This window comes from Marinomonas sp. S3726 (assembly GCF_000967665.1).
In the GTDB taxonomy this organism is placed as follows: domain Bacteria; phylum Pseudomonadota; class Gammaproteobacteria; order Pseudomonadales; family Marinomonadaceae; genus Marinomonas.
Window position 1 is genome coordinate 52,449 of sequence record NZ_JXYC01000033.1, and the last position, 20,952, is coordinate 73,400.

At 38.7% G+C, this 20,952-nt stretch carries 28 protein-coding genes, 3 tRNA genes and 1 pseudogene; 25 read left to right on the top strand and 7 right to left on the bottom strand.

Annotation, left to right across the window (positions count from 1 at the left end; translation table 11 throughout):
* Positions 1–75 precede the first annotated feature (75 nt).
* The 4 genes from TW85_RS21725 (at position 76) to TW85_RS21740 (ending at position 1,553) form a co-directional block, all read left to right on the top strand.
* Positions 76–150: transfer RNA gene (locus TW85_RS21725), tRNA-Gly, on the top strand.
* Between the two features lie 21 nt (positions 151–171).
* Positions 172–245, top strand: a tRNA-Cys gene (locus TW85_RS21730).
* Between the two features lie 30 nt (positions 246–275).
* Positions 276–362: transfer RNA gene (locus tag TW85_RS21735), tRNA-Leu, on the top strand.
* A 177-nt stretch (positions 363–539) separates the two neighbouring features.
* On the top strand, positions 540–1,553 hold the full coding sequence (locus TW85_RS21740; protein WP_046019256.1) for a site-specific integrase: 1,014 nt from the start codon (positions 540–542) through the stop codon (positions 1,551–1,553).
* A gap of 3 nt (positions 1,554–1,556) precedes the next feature.
* Here TW85_RS21740 and TW85_RS21745 read toward each other — a convergent pair whose 3' ends face one another.
* From TW85_RS21745 to csrA, 4 genes are read right to left on the bottom strand one after another with little or no spacing between them, the layout of a single operon-like run.
* Positions 1,557–1,856: a hypothetical protein gene (locus TW85_RS21745; RefSeq protein ID WP_046019257.1), complete on the bottom strand. Its 300-nt coding sequence runs from the start codon at positions 1,854–1,856 to the stop codon at positions 1,557–1,559.
* A gap of 20 nt (positions 1,857–1,876) precedes the next feature.
* A complete protein-coding gene (locus TW85_RS21750) occupies positions 1,877–2,299 on the bottom strand; it encodes a hypothetical protein (protein WP_046019258.1) in 423 nt (140 codons plus the stop codon).
* Positions 2,300–2,330: 31 nt separating this feature from the next.
* A complete protein-coding gene (locus tag TW85_RS21755; RefSeq protein WP_046019259.1) occupies positions 2,331–2,771 on the bottom strand; it encodes a hypothetical protein in 441 nt (146 codons plus the stop codon).
* Positions 2,768–3,001 (bottom strand): carbon storage regulator CsrA, encoded by a 234-nt coding sequence (gene csrA / locus TW85_RS21760; protein WP_046019260.1) that lies wholly within the window; start codon positions 2,999–3,001, stop codon positions 2,768–2,770. The genes TW85_RS21755 and csrA overlap by 4 nt, the downstream gene beginning before the upstream one ends.
* A gap of 353 nt (positions 3,002–3,354) precedes the next feature.
* Between csrA and TW85_RS21765 the strand changes: the two genes are divergently transcribed.
* Entirely contained in the window at positions 3,355–3,618 is a 264-nt protein-coding gene (locus TW85_RS21765) for a hypothetical protein (protein WP_046019261.1), read from the top strand.
* Positions 3,619–3,635: 17 nt separating this feature from the next.
* Positions 3,636–4,037 carry a hypothetical protein gene (locus TW85_RS21770; RefSeq protein WP_046019262.1) on the top strand — a complete coding sequence of 134 codons (402 nt, stop codon included), beginning with the start codon at positions 3,636–3,638 and terminating at the stop codon, positions 4,035–4,037.
* Positions 4,038–4,219: 182 nt separating this feature from the next.
* On the opposite strand, the gene TW85_RS21775 is transcribed toward TW85_RS21770, so the two are convergent.
* Entirely contained in the window at positions 4,220–4,972 is a 753-nt protein-coding gene (locus TW85_RS21775; protein WP_046019263.1) for a hypothetical protein, read from the bottom strand.
* A gap of 290 nt (positions 4,973–5,262) precedes the next feature.
* Between TW85_RS21775 and TW85_RS21780 the strand changes: the two genes are divergently transcribed.
* The 4 genes from TW85_RS21780 (at position 5,263) to TW85_RS25705 (ending at position 7,487) form a co-directional block, all read left to right on the top strand.
* Positions 5,263–5,496, top strand: a complete 234-nt coding sequence (locus tag TW85_RS21780; RefSeq protein WP_157197003.1) for a RebB family R body protein — start codon at positions 5,263–5,265, stop codon at positions 5,494–5,496.
* 198 nt (positions 5,497–5,694) lie between these two features.
* Positions 5,695–6,117, top strand: coding sequence for a TIR domain-containing protein (locus TW85_RS21785; RefSeq protein WP_046019265.1), 423 nt, complete (start codon positions 5,695–5,697; stop codon positions 6,115–6,117).
* Between the two features lie 96 nt (positions 6,118–6,213).
* A complete protein-coding gene (locus TW85_RS21790) occupies positions 6,214–6,696 on the top strand; it encodes a hypothetical protein (protein ID WP_046019266.1) in 483 nt (160 codons plus the stop codon).
* Between the two features lie 14 nt (positions 6,697–6,710).
* Complete coding sequence (locus TW85_RS25705; protein ID WP_052702358.1) at positions 6,711–7,487, top strand: toll/interleukin-1 receptor domain-containing protein; 777 nt, start codon at positions 6,711–6,713, stop codon at positions 7,485–7,487.
* A gap of 688 nt (positions 7,488–8,175) precedes the next feature.
* Here the strand turns inward: TW85_RS25705 and TW85_RS21805 are convergent.
* Positions 8,176–9,192 carry a hypothetical protein gene (locus tag TW85_RS21805; RefSeq protein WP_046019268.1) on the bottom strand — a complete coding sequence of 339 codons (1,017 nt, stop codon included), beginning with the start codon at positions 9,190–9,192 and terminating at the stop codon, positions 8,176–8,178.
* A gap of 409 nt (positions 9,193–9,601) precedes the next feature.
* Here TW85_RS21805 and TW85_RS21810 point away from each other — a divergent pair, with 409 nt between their 5' ends.
* The 11 genes and pseudogenes from TW85_RS21810 to TW85_RS21860 all read left to right on the top strand — a co-directional run bounded on the left by TW85_RS21810 (position 9,602) and on the right by TW85_RS21860 (position 17,783).
* Positions 9,602–9,949 (top strand): hypothetical protein, encoded by a 348-nt coding sequence (locus TW85_RS21810; protein WP_046019269.1) that lies wholly within the window; start codon positions 9,602–9,604, stop codon positions 9,947–9,949.
* Between the two features lie 337 nt (positions 9,950–10,286).
* Positions 10,287–10,607, top strand: coding sequence for a hypothetical protein (locus TW85_RS21815; RefSeq protein ID WP_046019270.1), 321 nt, complete (start codon positions 10,287–10,289; stop codon positions 10,605–10,607).
* 87 nt (positions 10,608–10,694) lie between these two features.
* Positions 10,695–11,480 carry a DUF1963 domain-containing protein gene (locus TW85_RS21820; RefSeq protein WP_046019271.1) on the top strand — a complete coding sequence of 262 codons (786 nt, stop codon included), beginning with the start codon at positions 10,695–10,697 and terminating at the stop codon, positions 11,478–11,480.
* A gap of 117 nt (positions 11,481–11,597) precedes the next feature.
* The gene (locus TW85_RS21825; protein ID WP_046019272.1) at positions 11,598–11,912 is read left to right on the top strand and encodes a hypothetical protein; all 315 of its coding nucleotides are present in this window, start codon (positions 11,598–11,600) and stop codon (positions 11,910–11,912) included.
* Positions 11,913–11,965: 53 nt separating this feature from the next.
* Complete coding sequence (locus TW85_RS21830; protein WP_046019273.1) at positions 11,966–12,265, top strand: hypothetical protein; 300 nt, start codon at positions 11,966–11,968, stop codon at positions 12,263–12,265.
* A 505-nt stretch (positions 12,266–12,770) separates the two neighbouring features.
* A complete protein-coding gene (locus TW85_RS21835) occupies positions 12,771–13,343 on the top strand; it encodes a hypothetical protein (protein ID WP_046019274.1) in 573 nt (190 codons plus the stop codon).
* Between the two features lie 898 nt (positions 13,344–14,241).
* A complete protein-coding gene (locus TW85_RS26240; protein WP_162197516.1) occupies positions 14,242–14,403 on the top strand; it encodes a hypothetical protein in 162 nt (53 codons plus the stop codon).
* Positions 14,404–14,604: 201 nt separating this feature from the next.
* Positions 14,605–14,964 (top strand): hypothetical protein, encoded by a 360-nt coding sequence (locus TW85_RS21845; RefSeq protein WP_046019276.1) that lies wholly within the window; start codon positions 14,605–14,607, stop codon positions 14,962–14,964.
* A 135-nt stretch (positions 14,965–15,099) separates the two neighbouring features.
* Positions 15,100–15,987, top strand: coding sequence for a DUF6602 domain-containing protein (locus tag TW85_RS21850; protein WP_046019277.1), 888 nt, complete (start codon positions 15,100–15,102; stop codon positions 15,985–15,987).
* Between the two features lie 546 nt (positions 15,988–16,533).
* A pseudogene (locus TW85_RS26060) lies at positions 16,534–17,070 on the top strand (antA/AntB antirepressor family protein); the annotation flags it as partial.
* Between the two features lie 257 nt (positions 17,071–17,327).
* On the top strand, positions 17,328–17,783 hold the full coding sequence (locus tag TW85_RS21860; protein WP_046019278.1) for a hypothetical protein: 456 nt from the start codon (positions 17,328–17,330) through the stop codon (positions 17,781–17,783).
* A 42-nt stretch (positions 17,784–17,825) separates the two neighbouring features.
* Here TW85_RS21860 and TW85_RS21865 read toward each other — a convergent pair whose 3' ends face one another.
* A complete protein-coding gene (locus TW85_RS21865) occupies positions 17,826–18,476 on the bottom strand; it encodes an XRE family transcriptional regulator (RefSeq protein WP_046019279.1) in 651 nt (216 codons plus the stop codon).
* A gap of 114 nt (positions 18,477–18,590) precedes the next feature.
* Here TW85_RS21865 and TW85_RS21870 point away from each other — a divergent pair, with 114 nt between their 5' ends.
* The 4 genes from TW85_RS21870 to TW85_RS25720 all read left to right on the top strand — a co-directional run bounded on the left by TW85_RS21870 (position 18,591) and on the right by TW85_RS25720 (position 20,951).
* On the top strand, positions 18,591–18,794 hold the full coding sequence (locus tag TW85_RS21870) for a Cro/CI family transcriptional regulator (RefSeq protein WP_046019280.1): 204 nt from the start codon (positions 18,591–18,593) through the stop codon (positions 18,792–18,794).
* Between the two features lie 91 nt (positions 18,795–18,885).
* Positions 18,886–19,320, top strand: coding sequence for a phage regulatory CII family protein (locus TW85_RS21875; RefSeq protein ID WP_046019281.1), 435 nt, complete (start codon positions 18,886–18,888; stop codon positions 19,318–19,320).
* A 21-nt stretch (positions 19,321–19,341) separates the two neighbouring features.
* Positions 19,342–20,034 carry a DUF2786 domain-containing protein gene (locus TW85_RS25715; RefSeq protein WP_052702360.1) on the top strand — a complete coding sequence of 231 codons (693 nt, stop codon included), beginning with the start codon at positions 19,342–19,344 and terminating at the stop codon, positions 20,032–20,034.
* On the top strand, positions 20,031–20,951 hold the full coding sequence (locus tag TW85_RS25720; RefSeq protein WP_052702361.1) for a hypothetical protein: 921 nt from the start codon (positions 20,031–20,033) through the stop codon (positions 20,949–20,951). Before TW85_RS25715 ends, TW85_RS25720 begins: the two co-directional genes overlap by 4 nt.
* Position 20,952: the final 1 nt, after the last annotated feature.

A 20,952-nucleotide genomic window follows, 5' to 3' on the forward strand; every position in this document is an offset into this window, starting at 1 on the left:
AAGTTAATGGATTTATTTAGAATTATTGCTTGACGCAGGATCAGAAATACATAGAATATGCACCATCTTCTGAACGCGGGAATAGCTCAGTGGTAGAGCACAACCTTGCCAAGGTTGGGGTCGCGAGTTCGAGCCTCGTTTCCCGCTCCAGTAGAAGATAATCTGATTTAAGGCCGGATGGCAGAGTGGTCATGCAGCGGACTGCAACTCCGTCAACGCCGGTTCGATTCCGACTCCGGCCTCCATAATCAGAACATGTAGCAAAAGCTAGATGTGCCCGGGTGGCGAAATTGGTAGACGCACAAGACTTAAAATCTTGCGGTAGTAATACCGTACCGGTTCGATTCCGGTCCCGGGCACCATTTGGTGCCTTTTTTTATGCCTGTAATAAATTAAACTCTCCTCAATCCCTTGCCTACTCTGGCTTTCAGCGTTTTTTAGCGTATTCCTCAAATTGTCTACTTTCCTTATCATATGCTATGTTTCTAGAAACTTTGCACCTTTTTAGCACCCGCTAGAGCACCCATCAAGGAGGACATATGCCAAGTGCATATAGGAAGAACACGTCATGGCGTGGACAAGCTCGCATAAATGGACAGCGAAAAACGAAAGATGGCTTCACAACAAGGCGAGAAGCTTTGGAATGGGCGAGCGAAAAAGAACGCTTAGCAAAAGAAAGCAAATCAAGAGATATCCCCGACAGACCTTTTCAAGATGCGTTAGAACGTTATCGAGATACCATCAGCATTACTAAACGTGGTCAGAAGTTTGAAATCAGACGCATCGACCGTTGGCTTGGTAAAGGTGATGCCCGACCAGACCCTCTTGTGTATATCCCTCTCGAAGATTTACAGTCTAAGCATTTTGCTGAGTGGCGTGATCGTCGCCTACAAGAAGTTGCACCTGGTACCGTCTTAAGAGAGTGGACCGTACTGTCTGCTATTTGTAGTCAGTGTGCAAAAGAATGGGGCTGGTTACATGAGAATCCAATGTCACGCGTAAAACGACCTGCCGAACCAGACTCACGAACAAGGCGATTGCAAGAAGGTGAGTTTGATCAGTTAATGATAGCCACTCAATACGATTTAATTAACCCGCCAGAATCTAAGCGTGAACGTATTGGTGCTGCAATAGTCTTTGCGATCGAAACCGCCATGCGAGCTGGTGAAATCTGCAATATGTCATGGGAAGACATAGATCTAGAAAGGCGAACAGTCCACCTCCCTAAAACCAAGAACGGTAATCCTCGTACCGTGCCATTATCAACAACAGCAGTAACTGTGCTTAAAGGGTTACAAGGCTTAGATGATTGCAAGCGAAAAGCGTTTGGGCTTAAGTCAGATAGTCTCGATGTGAATTTTAGAAAGATTCGAAGCAAATGTTTGATTGATGATTTGCACTTTCATGACTTAAGAAGAGAAGCTTTAACGAGATTAGCGAAGAAAGTAGATGTACTTAACCTTGCCAAGATATCAGGGCATACAGACCTTAGAATACTGCAAAAAGTCTACTATGCCCCAGATATGGCAGAAGTGGCTTTGATGTTGGATTAACTCTTACCTCATCTTCTGGGCTTCGGCCCAGCTCATCACCTCACCAGCTAGCCAACGATAATTCGTACTATTAATCGAATCACCGACGTTACGTGGTTTAGGGAAGGTGCGTTTGCAAGCCACGCTATACATAAATTTATTCTTGGATAGTCCCAAGTAGTTCGAAGCTTGTGCAGAGTTCCAAAGCTCCTTGTTCTTAGGGATCTTTGGCATTTGCAGAGTTTGAATCAATGTATCTAACCGTTCAATTAAAGCTGATTCGGCTGTACTTGGTTGCTCTTTCGTAGTTGCTGTATCTGTCATGATGCTCTCCTTGAGTCAAATTAACAAAAAGTGGGTTTTGGTTCTTTCCATACACGCTTGAATTTACCGTGTATTTTCTTATCTGGTTCTGCGACCTGCTGTTTGGTAATCAGCTTTACAGCACCATGCTTTTTAGCAATGGTTTTAAATTCTTCACAGATGCTCGGCATACTGTAAAGTGGGCTTAATTGCTTGGGTGTCAGCTTTTTCATGAGTTGAGGGATTAGCTCTTGGACAGTCTCGTCAAAGGTTTCTTGCGTAGGTTTAAGCCCAATCAACTCATTCAAATAACGGTAGAAAGCGCAGTGAGTTTCGCCGTCCTTCCTAAGTTTTTCTCTTTGTCTCTCGGTTTTCTTTATGTCTTGTTTACGTATGCGATTAAGCTGCATACGCGCTTGTTTTGTTGCGGTTTCTATCGATACTCCAAATACTGCAAAAGACATAAATCACTCCTTGGCAAAAGCCATTAATTTATTAAGCCACTTTGTATAGGGATAAACTGCGTAGCTCGTCGGTGCCGAGGGCTTGCAGTGCTTTTAGGGCGGGTTCGTAGCCGTTGTGGTTTTTAAACCATGTATTGGCTTGCTGTTCGTTCAAGTCGCCGTATTGATCACGAGGGTTTGCCCAGTTTTTGATATTGGCGTAAAGGCTGAGCGCTTCGATCATGGCAACCACATTGCCGTTGTTGTTTACCGTGCGTAGCGATAGCTCATGATTAAGCTGTGCTTCTAGGGCAGCAATAGTGCTTTCGAGTTTCTGCATCTCCAGCAAGATTAGACCGACGCTAATTGGTGATCCGAACTTATCAGTGCCGGCAATCGCTTCGGGTCTAAATTCGATGCGGTCGAGTTGAAGCCCATGCTTAATTAGCTGATTAGGCATTATTGGTGTATCTGCTTGTCCTTGAGTACTCATGCGGTTTGCTCCTGCATTGCTTGGTTATCTAACTGAGAAACAGTATCTGCTAGGGTTACTTCACCAACGTAACTTTGAATGCGCTGAAAGATTTCTTCTCGATGAATAGAGATATCTTGTGGCGCATGGACGCCCAAGCGAACTTGGTTGCCTCTTACTGCTAATACAGTGACGGTAATGTTGTTGCCTATACGGACGGTTTCTGACGGTCTACGGCTGAGAATTAACATAATCAAATCCTTTGACTGGGAATTTTTGATAACCTTGGTTACCTTTTGTTTGAATAAATATAAACTATGGTTATTAAAATTATCAATAACTTTGGTTAATTTATTTTGTTGAAAATAATTTTTAAAAAGAAGGTGAATGCTAAGTAATTGGTTTTTTTAGAATTTTGGACGGAAAAAATACCTTCCATATAACAGGTTTATAGAGGTGAGAAGGTGAGTTGGTTTCTTGATGCCTTGCAGTTTGTAGGGCCAATAATTTGAGTTGTGTTAATGTTTAAGTGGGGAAAGTACCTAGCCAGACACAGGCTGCGGTAAAGCAAACCATAAAAACCGAATAATAAAATGGAAGTATTATGATGAATAAAACCATGTTCTCAGTCTTCGTTTTAGGCTCTATATATGCTCAATCAGTGAAAGCTGAAGCAATAGAAATTGGAGACATTCTCGAATTACTACAGCTTTATATGGTAATTGGAGGTGTGTTTATTGCGGTGATTGCTGCATTAGGTATTTGGGTGTTTGGGTTTGATGTTAGGCGAACACGAAATGAATTAGATGATGTCAAAAAAGAAGTGAATGAAAAAAGGAAGCCATTCTTGAACTACATACCGAGCTAGTAAACACAGTTAAAGATATGAATGCCCAGAAGGAAGAGTTTAAAGTCTTTATCAATAAAACCCTTTCTGAAATGACAAAACATGAGAATGCTTTAAAAGAGTTTGTAGAAGAGACTGAGAGCGAGATAGAGCAATTTGTCAGTAGCGCACAAGAACAAATAGACGCAATAGCGACAGATGTCTATGAGTCAGTGACACCTGAAGATGAAAAAGTGATGGATAAAGATGAAGGAGCGGATGACCTCCAAGCAATTAAAAAAGTAATAGAAATGAGTAGCTTTAAATGGACAAGTATCAAGCGGGTTATGAGCAAAACGGGCCTAGAAAGACAAGCAATACTTAAGCTAGCCAGGCTCTCAGATGATATCGTGATTAGCATGGGGAAAAAGTCTACGGATCATATTTTTAGGCTTGAATAAAATAATAAACCAAATTTGAACAAGGCAGCTCTTTTATCAAGTAAACCACTTTCTAGGCTACAGCAATGCACTAGAAAGTGGATTTAACTTATTAAAAGTTTATAACTTATATAGTGCAGGCTCACAGCCTGACGAGTTTAGATAAGTCTTGAGTATTCTGGCTAAATGGCCCTTTCAATTTATTAAGGGCCACTTACCTGAAAATAGTTAGCAACTAACTTGTCTGGTTCTATCATAAGATTAACCCTTCGAAGCTCTGCTTTTAAAATGTTTATTATCGCTTGAGAATGAATGCTGTCTTTGTAAACCACCGCATCATATGGAATTTCCATTAAAACATGTTTAGTTTGTTCTACATTTTTCGAGCCTATAAAGTCGTTTGCTCGTAAAGTGTGGTAGCCCGCAAAATCAATTGCGGCAACATAGTCAGAACGTCCTCTTAGCATATGTATAAAGGTTTTTTCTATATCTTGTAATGCGACAACCTGATTGCCTTTTCTCTCTAGAGGGTCATTGACAGGGCTTCCTGTAATGGATGATATATATCCAAGGTTTGTCGGTGAATCTTTCTGGTTAGCTAAGTCGCACTGAGTTGGCATACAGAACAATACAGATTTTAGAGAGATAATCTTTATCGGAATAATTTCATCTTTAATTTCAGGAACATCCATTCTGCTTCCCAAGAAGATATCTGTGTCACGGTATACAAACTGAGCCATAGCACGCTTTGGCGGGTAGAACTTAATTTTTAGTTGATATGCTTCGTTATTTCTAAAAGCATTCTTTATAAAATCTACCCCTATGCCATGTCTAACGCTCATTCCGCTATTAAAACGCTCATCTGCGCTAAGTCGATCGTCAATCATGAGAGGTGGGTAATTAAACGTACCAAGCACAATCACAGTTTTTTCAGCAGGAGCCGCTAAAGTAAACATTGAGTGAAAGCATATGGAGCAAAGAAGCAATAACCCCTTTAAGGCTTTAAAATTAAAGCGTGTAGAGGGTAACCAGAAAATGAAACATGTCACTAATTCTAACTCCCTCTCGAACATTTTCAATGTGGTTAGTATAGTAAAAACTCAATGAAGTGCTCTCCATGATTATTCGTGAGTTTAGTAATTTATTGTGTTAGAGGGTATCTTATAAACGACATTTAGAGCTGTTTTTACAGCCTTTTATGAACTATTTTCATATCCACTAGTTTAAAAAGTTTATGGAGAAAATCATGGATGAGAAATTTCAACCAACAGTCGTTAGCGGTGCAGTAGTTGATGCGATAACGGCAACCAATACCAAAGTCTTGGCAGAAGCGCCTGCAATGGGCAGCCTGTATCAAACTATAGGTAACTCTGTCGCAATTGCTACTGCAAATGCGGTTTATGCTCAACAGCAAGCTAATGTTACTTACCAAGCTGCTACTACGTTAGGGGTTGCTAAACTGTTTTCGCAAAACAAATAAGCTTTAACCTAATGCCGCTCTCACTGATTCCAATGAGGGTTTAATTATCTCTCAATTGTTTGTTCATATAGCCATCTTATTTACAATCTAAGTGAGCGACGTTCACTAGTTTCTTTTCATTAACTCCTTTTATAATCGTTCTCTAAATTTTTCTTAGATGTAAGAGACGAAAGTTTAAAACTTAAAAGGAAGTAATAAATGAGAACTGTTTTTATTAGTTATGATCATGATGACCAAAATGCTAAAAGAGATATGGAGTCTATTAAGGCAAATACAAACAACTCAGTATCATTTCATGATAACTCACTGGATGAACCAGTAAGAAATGTATACGGCGATGTAAATAGAAGAATGCCAGAAGACCCTGCATCCAAAGAAGTTCGAGATGCTATTGAGCGTAAACTTAAAGAATCATCAAAACTTTTGGTATTGATAGGACGAGATACGCATAGTTCTAAATGGGTAAAGTGGGAAGTTGAAACGTTTAAATCTTTAAAGAGAAGCCCTGATATCCTTTTCATGAGAGTGAAAGGTGATTATGGTTCAGGCTTACCAAGCTTTGCTAATAGCCATGAAATTAAAAATTGGAGTATGTCGGAGCTAATCAGCTGGCTAAAATAAACTAATTGGTAGAAGTGCTAACTTCTACCAATTTATTCTAGATAATTCTCGAAATATGCTTGGGAAAAATCGTTTAATCTCAAACTGGTGTAAATTATGAAGTGGAGTAAATGGCTAGAAAACTGGGATATGACATCTCTTAAAATCAAAACTCCATTTCTGGATATGGAGTGGAAACCCCAAGATGAAGATAAAACTGCAGCTTGGGAGCTTTATGTTGAATTGTTAACAAGAATAACAACTCAAAGCCTTAGCAAAGATCACGGTGACGAAGAGACTGCTTTGAATAGTATTTTTGCAATATTTTCTATTACACGTGATGTTATGAAAAACAATGGCCGTAATTGTGTAGAGTTTACAAAAATTGCCATAATTGTGCTTAATCAAGTGGTTAGACCGTTTACTGCTAAATGGCATAATTTATCTTTAAAAAATGCATTTGAAGATCCGATAAAATGTAGAGAGTTTAGAGTTGAACTTGATGAGCTCCAAAAAACGTTGAGAATATATTCGAAAATGCTAGCAGATATGGCTGGAGTCGAAGATCTTACTGAGATTGATAACGATGAAATTCAATAGGATAAATACTGTATATGAGAAAAGATATTTTTATTTGTCATGCATGTGAAGATAAGTCTTCAATTATTCGGCCATTAGTACATTCTCTTTCCGAGCGAGGAATTAGTTGCTGGGTTGATGAAGCTGAAATATTTGCTGGTGAAAGTATCTCCGAAAAAATTAATGAAGGGCTTAGAGAATCAGATTTCGTCGTAGTGATTATTAGCCGATCCTTCATGGCTAAAAACTGGCCAAGAAAAGAGTTATCTGCAGTACTTAATTTAGAAGCAAAATCAGGAAGAGCAATAATAATCCCAATTTTAGTTGGTACTCAGAATGAAATTGATAGCGTTGTAGAAGAATTCCCACTTTTAAATGACAAGCTCTTTTTATTATGGAACGGAGATGCTAATCGTGTTGCAAATACAGTTCAGATGACAGTGCTAAAATCGAAAGGGCAATTAATTGAGCCACAAATAAAAATGCATACATGCGGGCATTGCAGTACCCCATTTCAGCACGGTGTGCACGTATGTCTTGGATGCCATGGGACAGTTATATACGGACTTAGCAATCAAGAAAGGTTTAACATCAGAAGAAATGCGATATTTTTGGTTGGTTTTATATCATTGCTGACGATGACTTTTTTTCCATTCTTTTCATCTGAATGGATAGGGCAGAAAATTCCAATGTTTTGGGGATTAGGTTTATGGTCGGTACCTAGCGCATTAATTACGATGGTTATTGGTGGGTACTTTTTTGAAGCTAGAAGTGTTAATCGAAACTCTCATTTAATTAGAGTATTCAGATGAGCTAAGAATATTTTAATAGGAGTATTTAATACAACTACGAAAGGCTAAATATAATTAGGGAGTTAAAATGTCTAATTATGATTATCTTGCTATTCAGGCCGACAAGGTTGCTCGCAATTGTTCTTCACCTATCTATAGAAGCGTGGAGCAATGCAACACAAGGAGTATTTCCTGAATCGGTTAGCAATCGTGAAATAGGGTGTCCAAAAAGTGTATTTCTCGGATTGGCAGAAGAAGGCCTATTAAAATATATACCAACAAAAAATTATACTCGTTCCAAAGATAATAAACGATATGCATTGGATGCAATTTAAGTCATTCGAAGGAACTCAAATACCACCTTTATTGTTAAGGAGTTATGAAAACTGTAATGAATGGAAGAAACAAAAAACATAATTCACAGATGAATGTTGTTTTAGCTTTATGGAGTAATGGCGACATCAGTTTTGAGAGTTAGTTAGATAATAAAGGGTCTCTATTTTACAAGTTGGCTCACCTACATCGCCTGGCAAACTAAAGTCCCTACTTGGTTGAATACCAGAAAGAAATCATAAGTCCCTTGATCTGAGAAAGAGGGCGCACCTTCGAGGAGCAGCCTTAAGTTAATCTGATAACCACTTTTAAAAGCTAATTTTAAAAGCGGTTTAGACACCTGCCAACTCACATAAATTTGGTTATCATCTCAAAATTAAACGACATGCATTGCACATATCAAATGGTTAAACCGACAGCACAAACTTTCAGAATATTTAATGCCTGATAGGGTATAGCATGTGACTTTTTCAGATACAGGTGCGCTTGAGCTGAAAATGCCTGTTTGAATGTCTCCCATCATATCTTCTTGAGAAGTAATAACCGTACGGCCTGTTCTATGTACTTCCCACATTCCAGCTCGCTTAATAATGATTAAATAAACAGCATATGCTTCACCGCGTGATAATCGACGATCGACCTCTGCAGTATGATAATACTCTGGGCCGACTCTTACTCTTTCAATAAGTGATGGTGGAGCATCCTCGTTATTGTAACTAACCGAGTTTTTATCATGCATAAAATAATACTGTTCGGTATCTGTGTCATAAAGGGCGCGTAACGAACAACCATTCATACCGCCTGTAACCACAACAGTGCCATCAGGTGCATTTTTAGGAATCTTGCACCAACCAACACCGACTTGCTTTAAATGCTTTTCTACAGATTTATCCGGAGGAGTTAACGATATAGTCATCGTCTTTGTATTTTCTACCCCCCACTTAAGTTTTTCTCTCATAAAGCTATCGTTAGATTGAAAAAAACCTTGGGTAGGTCTAACACTTCCATGCTTTATTGTAGTGAAGGATTTCTCATTATTCATACCAGTATGGTACGGGTAAAAATATGACTTATGGTCTGTGTTTGCGCCGTTGCCAGCGCCAATCACGACAACAGGTGCTTTTTGGTCATTCATTACAATGGCTTGGTTAGTTAAAAACTGAGTTCTTAAAGAGCCATCTAATGCTTTTTCTAGCGTTTGAGGAGTTATCTTACAAATACCTCCAACACCATCTAACTTACTGTTTATATCAATATCTACATGAAAAGAAACGGTTCGTAGCGTGTCAGCAGGGTCCCTTAGAAAGTTAACCCATTTTATTCTTGAATTATTTAAACTATCGCTACTAAATGAACTGTTTAACTTCGCAATCTTTTCCGTAATCCCTGCCATTCTGCCTACTCCTAAAATCATTGAGATAAAGATCTATAGTAAATCTAATATGTAACAAATGGATTGAAATATAAAACGATTATTAGCAGGAATAAATACTAAAGAGGTTATTGAGAAGATCTAATCAGGCATTAGTTAAAGCAGTTCAGTTTTGTTCCTATAAAATGTGTGATCACCCTTATTAGATCGACACAATCTTAGTTAAGGTGGACGTTATTTTTGATCTTTTTTACAATGGCTGTCTCGGTAAATTTGTTTACAAGCTAAGGTTAAAAACTTTAATTTGGAAAAGCACAGTGAGATTTGAGAGCTATATGCTTGGTACAGGATCTAAACTTAATAAGGCAAACCACCATCGTACCTGAGGTGCTGGTATTGCTATCGTTTGCAGCATTAACTATAGGAAAGCATGAAACGAATTTTTTTAATATTCTGCTTGGTTTTGATTACAGCCTGTGACACTTTTTGGTATAAGACATCGTATATATCAATAGATACTGTGTCATTTCCAACTTGTGCTTATCAAGCAATATCGCTACTCGAAGAACTTACTTTAAACGAGCATTGGAAAAAGGAAGGACGTGTCGTGGGACAAACTCCTTACTCGATGTACGAAATATCAATCAATGAGTACGGAAATGCTGAGGTAGTGCTTCACGGCAGAGGGCTTAATCCTCGTGTTGAAAATGAAGCTAAGGTTAATAGCGTTCTATCATCTCTGACCAAAGAGGTGGCCTATGCCTGCAATCGTAGCTAACAAAGCAATCAAAACTCTTTCAGGCAAGAAAACGCCCTTCACCATTTTTTAGAATGGCTGTCTTGGCTAATGTGTACTTTATTGTCATTATGATGAATGTCTTGATAAATATTGTGATACAAATACTGAAATAAAAAGTAAGAATGCTTAGTAAGAGGTATTATCAGCTTTTTCTAATCTGAAAAGAGGCTCAAGAAGGGCCTAACATACGCAGCATAAAAACAGGGAAGTCACACCATAAAAAGCATATACCCTATATAAAGAAACGGCCTTTCAACAGATGGTTATAATCATGGCTTCGCCACGCAATAACCCTTAACTGTTTGTGTAATCCATTATGAATCCAGCAATCGATAAATTACGAAGTTTTTTAGACGAACTAGAAGCAGTAAATGAGTTCGACTCTATTCAAGTTAAGGCACAGCATATTGGTTGTATTAATCAAGTTAAGTCGGCGATCGGTCAGCTTGAGCTATGTGAAAGGTACAGCATCAATTCCAGCTCATTGGTTAGTGTTTTACCCGAAACTGAAAATCCAAATTTTTGCTATTTGGCAGTTCATGAAAACGAGTCCTCAAATCCTGATAATTGGGAAGAGGTTATTTTTGAGGGGCAACAAGTGCAATTCAGTGGTGGCGACCTTGTCATTCGCAAATAGGCCACATATAACAAGATACTACTGAGGATCGCTACGCTCCCGCAGAGCTAAGCGTTTTACATCAATCTAGATACCGAGAATTACAAAATGGAAGAAGTAGAAATACCAGAACTATTAAAGCAGTTTTCAGAAGGCTTAATAGCTAAACAAAGACCATATGTATCAATCAAGGCTACTGCCTTGGATTGCGAGCTAGATAAGGATCCTTTGGGCGTAAAAAGTAGCAAGTTTTTGGGGGTTCCTTTTGTTCCAGAAGGGATGGAGTATCCAACAGATAAAAATGATGACCCGCTAGTCCTAATTGCTCAAATTAATTTTTCCGAATTACCTTCATTGGAGGGGTTCCCAAACGAAGGGATCCTTCAGCTATATTTCAGCACAAAAGAGTGGTGGGATATGTCAGGAGCGGAAAAAATTATTTATATAACGGGCGCTGAGCTAAACGAGCCTCAGCGAAGTGATCTTCCTTCAATAGATAACAATTTGTACGAAGAGCTTCCTGTTTGGAAAATACATAAATTAGAATATGCGAAAGCTATAGATACTGGGAGTAGTGAGGACTGTCAGTTTTCATTTAACTTTGGCGGTAAAGATTATTGGGACTTTGAAGAATCATTAACGGAAGATGACAAAATAATATTTGATGGCTATTTTTCTGGAGAGGGTCATAAGGTCGGTGGGTATGCTGACTTTACGCAGAGCGATCCTCGAGATTACGCAGATGACCAACGGAATGATATACAACTTCTACAAATCGATGTTGATGAAGAAATTATGTTTGGGGATAGTGGTATCGGACATATTTTCATTTCACCAGAACACCTAAAAAATAGAGAATTTGAAAAGTCCTACTTCTATTGGGATTGTTGCTAAAAATGCATAATAAGTTACTTAAAAGGACGCAAAATGCTTGGCTTGCGCTCCTTCCGTCGCTAATTTTAGCCTGGCATTTATACGCCTACTAATTAGGCGTTAGCTGTAAAGGGGGTTATGGTTAATTCATCAAACTTCAGAGATAAAATCATTACTGAAATCTCAATCAAATATGTATGGGATGGTTCACTGCACTCAGCTTTAATATCGGTAAACGATCAAAATGGGAAAGAGCAATCCTTTAGGTTAAATGGATTACTTGAGTTCAGTATTTATGATGATTTTGGCACAATGCAAATATCTCAAGTTAAATTGGTCAACATAGCTGACCAAATATATTTGTCACTAGATCCATTTGAAGAATTAAACGACGTAGCTGATTACGACAAAGACAATATTTGGTTTCAATTTACCAGTATCGAGGTTTGTTAAAAGTACAGCTAGCAAATTACTCAAAATTTAGCTAAATCGTTCAGAGGCAAGCAATGTCAGAACTAGATAGGATTGTTGGTTCAACCTTACTGGGCTTAAAGCAAGAGAACGAATATCTAATTTGTACGTTTAGTTGTGGTGTTGTTTGTGCGTATAACCCTGCAATCGTCACGGGGAAAAATGAATGCTTTATTAATCGGGTAGTCCATTCTATAAACTACAAACAGGGTTTATCGTTTAGCATTATTATGAAAAGTGGCGCGAAAATAGAAATTTCGCTCGTAGATACAGATTATTCTGGGTCTGAGGCGTTTTGCGCAAAATTTAACTGTGGGGTTATCGTAGTTGAGTAAGTCTCTTAACAAGTCAAAGCAACTGCGTGGCTGAACAGGCTAACGCAGCTGCTAAAGGTGTTAACGACCTAACCCAGACCTTGATTTACAAAATGAGAAAACAACCGCTACCATTACTGTGCGCTGGCAAGGTCTATCGTTCACACCTTGCGCCTTTATCGTTTAAAGGCTTGTTGTTGTGCTCATCCTAAGTACGAACAGCGAGCTTAGCCAGTCCTTGGCTTGTTGTTGTGCTCATCCTAAGTACGAACAGCGAGCTTAGCCAGTCCTTGGCTCATTGTTGTTTTCACCCTAAGTACGAACAGCGAGCTTAGCCAATCCTTGGCTGCTTAATTAACTCTTCTGATCTAGCCTATCCTCTGTGCTTTTCAAGGTTTTCGTTTGGTGAGCATTTATCTTTGAAACAATGACTTGTGGTTATTGGAAAGGTTAGAAATTGTTTAGTGAAAGGCGTAGTATTCTATTAAGTTTGAATGTCCGTATAAAGCTCCAGATGGTGTTGTAAATGCTTATTAGTTCTATCCTTTTATCATCATTGGTTTCAGTAACCTCACTACCTGAATCACAATGTACTAATGTGCCAATTGAAGTAACAGGTTCAGCGTTAATCACACTTAAAGAAAATATGAAGGATAAAAGCCTTATACACTTTGATAAGGGTAGGTATCGAACTACTGTTAATAAAGACGATCTTTATAAAGTATTAAGAGAGCGTGCAAAAGAAAACGAGATAATTGAAAAACCTACAGCAATATTAATATCAACTCTTGATAAAGAGTGGGAGAAGAGTAATACACTGAAATATATTGAGATTCAGAACTCTCTTCTTTCTGTAAATGATGAAAGTATTAAAGGCTCAGCTATAGCGGTAGTAGGACTCATGTCTAGCTATTTTGTACTGTTATTAGAAGGAAAAGCCACAGTAACTCTTGATAATGAAGGCGTTTCTGAAATTTCAGTTAAGCGTTATAAAGCTTATGATGAAAGCCTAAAATATAAATATGTATCAGGACATATGTTTTTACATCAGAATAATAAATTCTACGATTTTTGCATGAATGATTTTACTGAAAAATAATTGGGTTCGGGTGGTAGGCCAAGGGATAGGAATTCATAGTGATTAACGATATATATTTATTTTTAAAATCAGAGTATTTGGAAGATATAACAATTTATTTTTTCTTATTCACCATTGTTATGGTTCTTGTTAATGGTACTCGATACGACATAATTTTCATTAAATTTAGAAAGTTAACAAAATCTAATTTTTCAGAATTATTTGAAAAATCTAGAGTGGGTAGTAAATATGAATTACAAAGTGATTCATTTAGTTTTAATCGCTATATACATAAAAGAAATTATTTAGCATCAAATGATGAGGGTTATATTGCTTTAGGAAATAAGGTACGTAAGGCAAGGAATAGGTTTATTTTCAGTTTGTTTTTTTGTTTTCTCATATTTATTTTCATAATAATTTTTTATGGAGACAGCATACGGGACAGTTAAGTAACACTTTTTAGCCACACACCCACCGACGCTCTTTTTAGTTTGTCTTGTAGTTGTTCTAGTCTAAGGGAGACTGTGTGTTCGGGTGGTAGGTCTAAGATGTCTTTTAGGCTCTCTTTTTTAGGTAAGTTTGATTATTTCTAGACTTAACTGTATTAGAGAGTAGTGATGTGTTCCATGTTCGCGCTCCCTGCGTTATATCGTTCAAAGGCTCGTTGTTGTGCTCATCCTAAGTACGAACAGCGAGCTTAGCCAGTCCTTGGCTACTTCATTTACTCTTCTAATCTAGCCTATCCTCTGTGCTTTTCAAGGCTTTCTTTTGGTGAACTTGATTCTTCTTTAAGCCAATGACTTATAGATTTTAGAAGTGTTAGAAATTGAAGATATGAAAACGTTTGGTCATTGCTTTAGTTGGGTTTGTATTCTTGTAGCATCGGAGTTTGAACATCTAGTTGAGTTGAAGGGGCTTTATGAAAGAGCTGTATTGCCATTGCACCAACTTAAAAGACTGCGGCTGCACCTTTATCGTGTTTGCCTTATTTTTCCATTACCTCAATCCACCCCAAAAGGACGTTGAGGATTTGGTAAGGGAATTACTTAAACAACAAGAGCAGCTAAACCTAGGGATGTAGCTTGGTTTTGAGTGTGTGTTCAGTTTTTGATTGCTGCTAGGATGCAGGTTTATATATAGATCAATAGGTTAAAGTTTAAAAACATTGTACTTGCTTTAGAATATAGTGGTTGATAAGCCACTTTATCTAACAAAGTATTTGATGCGTTATGAGCTCGAAAATCGAGCATGTATGTTAAAAAAATCTGTATCAGGAGGTACTATGTCCGTTGAAACAGCATATGAAAAAAGATTTAAAAGGGAGCGACTACGGTTTTCTATTTTTGCGCTTTTAGCAATAATTGCACCGGTAGTGGCTTTAGTTATTCCCATCAGGCCAGAAGAGGTATCTCTGGATAATTGGTTTGCTCGTAGTGGCGCAGCAATGGTTGTACTCGCGCTGTTAGCAGAATCTAATGCGTTTAAAATTTTCAACCTTTTCAACCCATCTGGTATGGTTGAAGTAGGTTTCGATGAGTTTCGTAGAAAATATTGGGGTTGGCCGGCAAGATTAAATAAAACTGCTTTTATATTGGTGGCAGTTGGTACACTAATTTGGGGGTACGGTGATCTGTTGGTATAAAGCCTATAAATGTATTTGCATGGACAGTGACGACTAAATGTTTTTAATTATTGGCAACTGTCTATATAAGCATCTCTTAACGACGTGGATAAATAGCGCACGCTTAATTAAAGTGTTAGTTTTTTAGGGTAAATGATGAATCAAATAGAGTTCAATAAAAAATTAGAAGATCTTAAAAATTCTAGTGCCATTGATATTAGTTTTTTGACAAGTTGGTATGAAGAAACAATTGAACAGCTCTCTTCTTTATCTGAGCAATGTTCACAAATATCTCACCCGCGTTATAGAGGGGACTCTAGAGAAGATGCTTTTATAAGCCTATTAAAAGATATACTTCCTTCTTCTGTAGAAATCTCAAATGGATTTGTAATGAATGAATATTCTACAAAAAGTTATGAACAAGACTGTCTACTTTTAAATAAAGAGTTTACAGCTACCTTTGTTAAAATAAATAAAGCAGTTTACTATCCTATTGAGTCAGTATTGGGGTCAGTTGAAATAAAATCAAAATTAAACTTATCAGAATTAAGGAAAACAGTACTTAATTGTATATCTCTAAAAAAACTATCGTTTCAACATGGTTTGTCTGAAGGTCGATCTGAAAGTGGTGAGCACTCTGAAATAGGGTATTTTATTTTTGCATACGATTCTACATGGAATTTAGAGTCTACTTGCAAAAAACTTAATGATTTACTTAAAGATGTACCTCCTTCATTGCGCCCTAATATGGTCTATGTTTTAAAGAAAGGCTTTTTATTACCTTCTAGTAATGGTGCTTTTCGTATAGGCCCTCAAGGTATGTTCGGTGGTGAGAGTTTTAGCTTCCAAGAGAAAATGGGAACAAAAAATATTCCCAAATCAGATGCACCACCTTTTTTATGGTTTTTATCTAATATGATCGATCATTGTATGAGTAGTATTTCTACAGCGAAAGTACCTTGGTATGGTAAATATATATTTTCACCATTAGCGCTTCAAAGTAATGCAGAAAAGCAAATGGAAGATTCGTCAAAAAAGAACTAACGAGTTGTTTAAAAAGACAAAAATAGTTTTCTTTTGCTTCTTTGCTAATTTTACTCAACAAATTTTTGCCTCTTAACGAGGTGTTAAATACCTAATTAAAAGAGTTTTCTACGGTTAAACAGCAAACCCACAAATGAAGTATTACACACCTTCCATTGACACCCGTACCTACCTAGGTCTACCATTTATGTGCGCTGGCAAAATCCAGCGTCGGGATTGCAACCCCGTTTTACCGTAGCGGCCTAAAACACGCACCGCGTGTTTTTTTGTGGCCGAGATTCGCCTGTAATGGTGGGTCTTTGTTAGGCTAGCCTTGGCTAGGCCGTTCCTACGGGCGGTTGTTGCAACCTAGTTTAGACCTGCCACCCTTTGAGATTGCAACCTCAGTTGGTGGTATTTAACCCTAACCGTAGGAGGCCAATGATGGCTATTCAATCCGAAAACCAAGTAGAACGCTTGAACCCTTCACAATCCCTTTCTATTCAATCTCGCGAAATTAATAATCGCTGTTGCGATAGTGTTAGCGCCAGATAGCTTCATGCTTTTCTCGGTGTTGGTCGATACTTCTCTAATTGGATTAAAGCCCGTATTAAGCAGTATAGGTTTGTAGAAGGACAAGACTATATTTTAACGAATGCCAAAACGGGCATCCGTTCAAACGTTAAAGAAATCAATTACTTTATTACCTTAGACATGGCGAAAGAGTTAGCCATGGTCGAACGGAACGATAAGGGCAGGGAAGCAAGACGTTACTTTATTGAGTGCGAACATAAACTCAGAAGTCACCAAGCCCCAGCCATCGAACACGACACCTCAGATAAAACCCTTCCTTCCATTCAATCTCAATACATCACCCTAGAAGAACGCGCCAAGTACAAACTGCTCAATGGCATCATCAAAAGCATGGAGTTCAAACAAGATACGCTTGTTATCCCCGCGATCGAGATGGCCCACATGGTAAATGCTGTCCGCACCTGCCAAGAGAAGCTCGCCTTCATCGCCCAGCAAGCAACCAGCCCTAACTGGATCGACGAACAAATAGATACCATAAAGACTTATACAAATAGGAACTTGGCGGATTAGGTGAGGTTTGCGTTCGCCTGTTTTGGCGAGCGCAAATGTTCAGGTAAGTTGTTGTTTATAAAGGGTGCCTAATTGAATTATTTATTTTATGGCGTAATATCCAATTAAGCATGTTAAAAGCTAGGCCATGCGACAAATTAAATAATTGATGATGTTAGTTTTTTATAAGCAGGCTGATCTGAATTGCCTAGTTTAGTCAAAGCATGCTGAAATGCTTGTTATCATTTCTGAAATATTTGAGAGTACGATTAATTATTATGGATTTTGTAATATCTGAAGGCTTTATCTCTAGACGTAAAAAACGCATTACCTATTTAACAGTATTTTTAATTTTGCTGCCAGTAGGGTTTGAGTACTTAAGTTCAGAAGAAACGTTTAACTGGAAAGTGTTTGCTATTACTGAAGCTATTGTACTTTTTTTCGGTTGTTTACCACAAGTAAATGATCTAAGAAAAATCATTAAAAACGTTAAGAATCATAACCTTAACGTGAGTTCTAAAGGCTTTTCTTTTGTCGATTATGGCGTAGAAACAATAATAACTTGGGATTTGGTTACTCATGTTGAATTAAAGCGTAAAGGTAATAAATTTAAAAAGTTTTTGGTTGTTACTGAAGATGCAGGAAAAATGGATCTTCTTGATTATAGTGACCTTGAGGGGTTGGCTCTCGAAATAAAAAGACATATCGGCTTAGATCGAGTTAAAGAGCGATAATAAGTTTCTATATATTGTGTCAAAATCGAATTAAATTTATTTTTAAAACTTAACCTTAGCCTCTAACACCACGCCCACTATCTGACATTCGCTGTTGATATCTACCATCTTGTAGTTTGGATTTAGGGGCTTTAGATATTTCTGCCCTGCATCAATAATCAACTTCTTAAAGGTCACTTCATCGGTGGCGTCTAGCTTGGCGACGACTAGGCTTCCATTCTCTGCGGGTACATCAGGATCAACCAAAATCAAATGGCCTTCGGGAATGCTTAGGCCGTTTAGTGATGTCATGCTGTCGCCCACTACTTTTAACCAGAACGCATGCGGCCCTAGGCTTGCTGGCGCTGGTTCCCAATCTGCATCGCCTATTTCGAGTAGGTCGTGTGCTTCTGTCCATTCACCTGCTTGAACATAACTAATGACTGGCACCATTTTGGTGATAACTGGCGCTGGCGCAGGGCTTACGTTGCTGTTTGTCTCGGCTTTCGCTGAACTTGCGATGCCATTTTTTAGCCAGTCTGGGTCACATTGTAGTGCCTTGGCGAGATCCAATATTTTGGTAGTCGTGTTGGATTTGCCCGACAGTAATTTGTGAATCATTACTTGGGAAATATTGGCCCTTTCTGATAACTCGCGTTGAGTCATGCCTAGGTCTTTTAGTCTTGCTCTGATATTGCTCGGTAGTCTATTCATGGGTTTATTCTATAACTTAAGTTAAGATTTGTTTACTAACTAAGGTTAATATTTTCTTGCAAAGTTTATTAACTATGGTTAATAATAAAAATAGTCACATAAAAGGGAGCCACCATGTACAAGACACAGGTAGTCGATTTTTTTAACACTCAGGTGGGTGTTGCTGAGCTTCTTTCGCTCAGCCAAGCCTCTGTTTCTAAGTGGGGTGAGATCATCCCTGAGAAACAAGCGTTACGTTTGGAGAAACTCACAAACGGTGCTTTGAAATATAACCCTGCTTTGTACTCTGCAAGGGAAGCTAATAAGGCTCTTAATTAAGGCACTTGTTAATGCGCTTAATCATTAAGGTAAGCCTACTTAAGGATCATGGACACGTTTTTATAAAAAACGCTAAAACGGAGTAAGGACGATGGATAATTTAGATACCGCTATTCACAACACTTTGCATCAATCTGACATGGACGCTAAGGCCATTTCGAGCGAGATGGGCATTGTGCATCAGGTGCTTGTTAATAAAGCCAACCCCCATACCGATTCACACAAGCTAACTTGCCGCGAGGCGTTGCAGATGCAACTCATCACGGGGAATCATGCGATTCACACGGCGATGACGAATGCACTGAATGTGGCGAGCAAGGCGGCTGATGGTGTGCCTAAGGTGGGCATCCTCGAATCGGTACTGGCTGCCGGAAAAGAGCACGGCGATGTGTTGCGCTCTATCAATGATGCCTTGGCCGATGGCCGTTTTACCCTACGCGAACAAGAGGCGTGCCAGCGCGAGATCACTGAGGCGATCGAAGCACTGACGCAATTGAGAGAGTCTATTCTAACGCACGGCAATTAAGGCTGTGCAAGGTTAAGTACGATGAGTGTTGATAGTCGATACAAGGCTAAGATCAAAAAGCTCTTAGCTTTGGCTCAAAGCGATAACCCACATGAATCTGAGATTGCTAAACGTCAAGCCATGGCTTTGATGAAGAAGCATGAGATTGATGCGGATGAGTTAGATGTTGTTGAGGTGTGTACTCGGTTTATTTCAAGAAAAAAGTTGAAAGATTTTGAAGCTTATTTGGTCGCCGCTGTGATGAAAATATCCGGTGTTTATGGGTTGCAGGATTATGACTTTAAGTTTCGAAATGACCGTGTGCAGTGGCTTACTCGGGTTAATTTTATTGGTTTAGAACGCGATGCAGAATTAGCGGCTTATTCTTTTGATGTGCTTCATCAGCAGATGATGAAAGCACGATTTGAGTTTAAGCGTTTGTATCGGGCTAGTGCTGCTCAGCAGGATCAGTTTTGTACTGGTTGGATTATTTCCGCATGTGAAAAACTCGCGAATGTTTTTGGCGATAGACAAATGCCCGAGGTAGTGACAAAGCATTATGAAAAAGAAGCGAAAGGGCTTAGTGAGGCTAAATCGAGAAAAACACAAAGCATTGATAGTAAAGACTCTGAGATTTGTGCGGGCTTAGGCTTTAAGCAAGGAAAGGATGCTCAATTAAATCAAGCAACGACTAACCAGCAAGAAGTTCAGCTTAGGTTGGGAGGTGGGTTATGAGATTTAATCTCTACCTCAATCAAGTCAAGGTGCTTGAGTGGGGTTTAAACCTTGCTCAGGCTGCTGTGTTTTCTGTGCTTAATGAGGCTAGTAATTGGGCGAATAGTACAGTGTTCGATGGCAATGTTTATTATTGGTTTAGCAAGACTAAGCTGATTGAAGAACTGCCTATGGTAACTGATAAGCCTGATACAGCAGTAAGGCATATGGCAGCACTTGAAAAGGCTGGATTAATTCTTCGCAAGGTGATTGTAGAAAATAATAAGACGTTTGTTTATGTCGCTATAACTGAGAAAGGTAAGCAATGGAATGCTGCTTCACATCCTTGTGAACCAGTTGAATCCGAGGGTCGGAAAAATATCCGACCCTCAGAGAAAAAATCCGCGAGCCCTCGGAAAAATATCCGACCCCCCTCGGATAAATTTCCGACTAATAATATTACTAATAATCCTATTACCAATGATCCTGATATTGATTTGTCCGATTCGGGTGAATCGAACGAGCAAGTTAATCAATCGATTGATCTTTGCTCACCTCCGGCAAACGTTCGAATGACAAATCAAAATTATCTCAAATCACGTTTTGACGAGTTTTATGAGGTTTACGGGAAAAAAGCTAATCGCTCTGGTGCTGAAAAAGCCTTTTCAAAAATTAAGCTGCCTGCTGAAAATCGTGAATTGTTTGTCAGCGCGATTATCGACTGTGCTCGATGCTGGGGGGAGTTGTTTCGAATTGCACCGAGTGACCAGAAAGCTTACCAACCACACCCTGCCAGTTGGATAAACGGCAAGCGTTGGGAGGACGAGGCCTTGCCAACATTGCGGCAAGCTTTCCCTGTTGGAAATGAACCCGTGATGGGAACGTCTCGTGATCAAGTGAACGACTGTTTGACCAATATTCAAGACACGAATTGGTAAG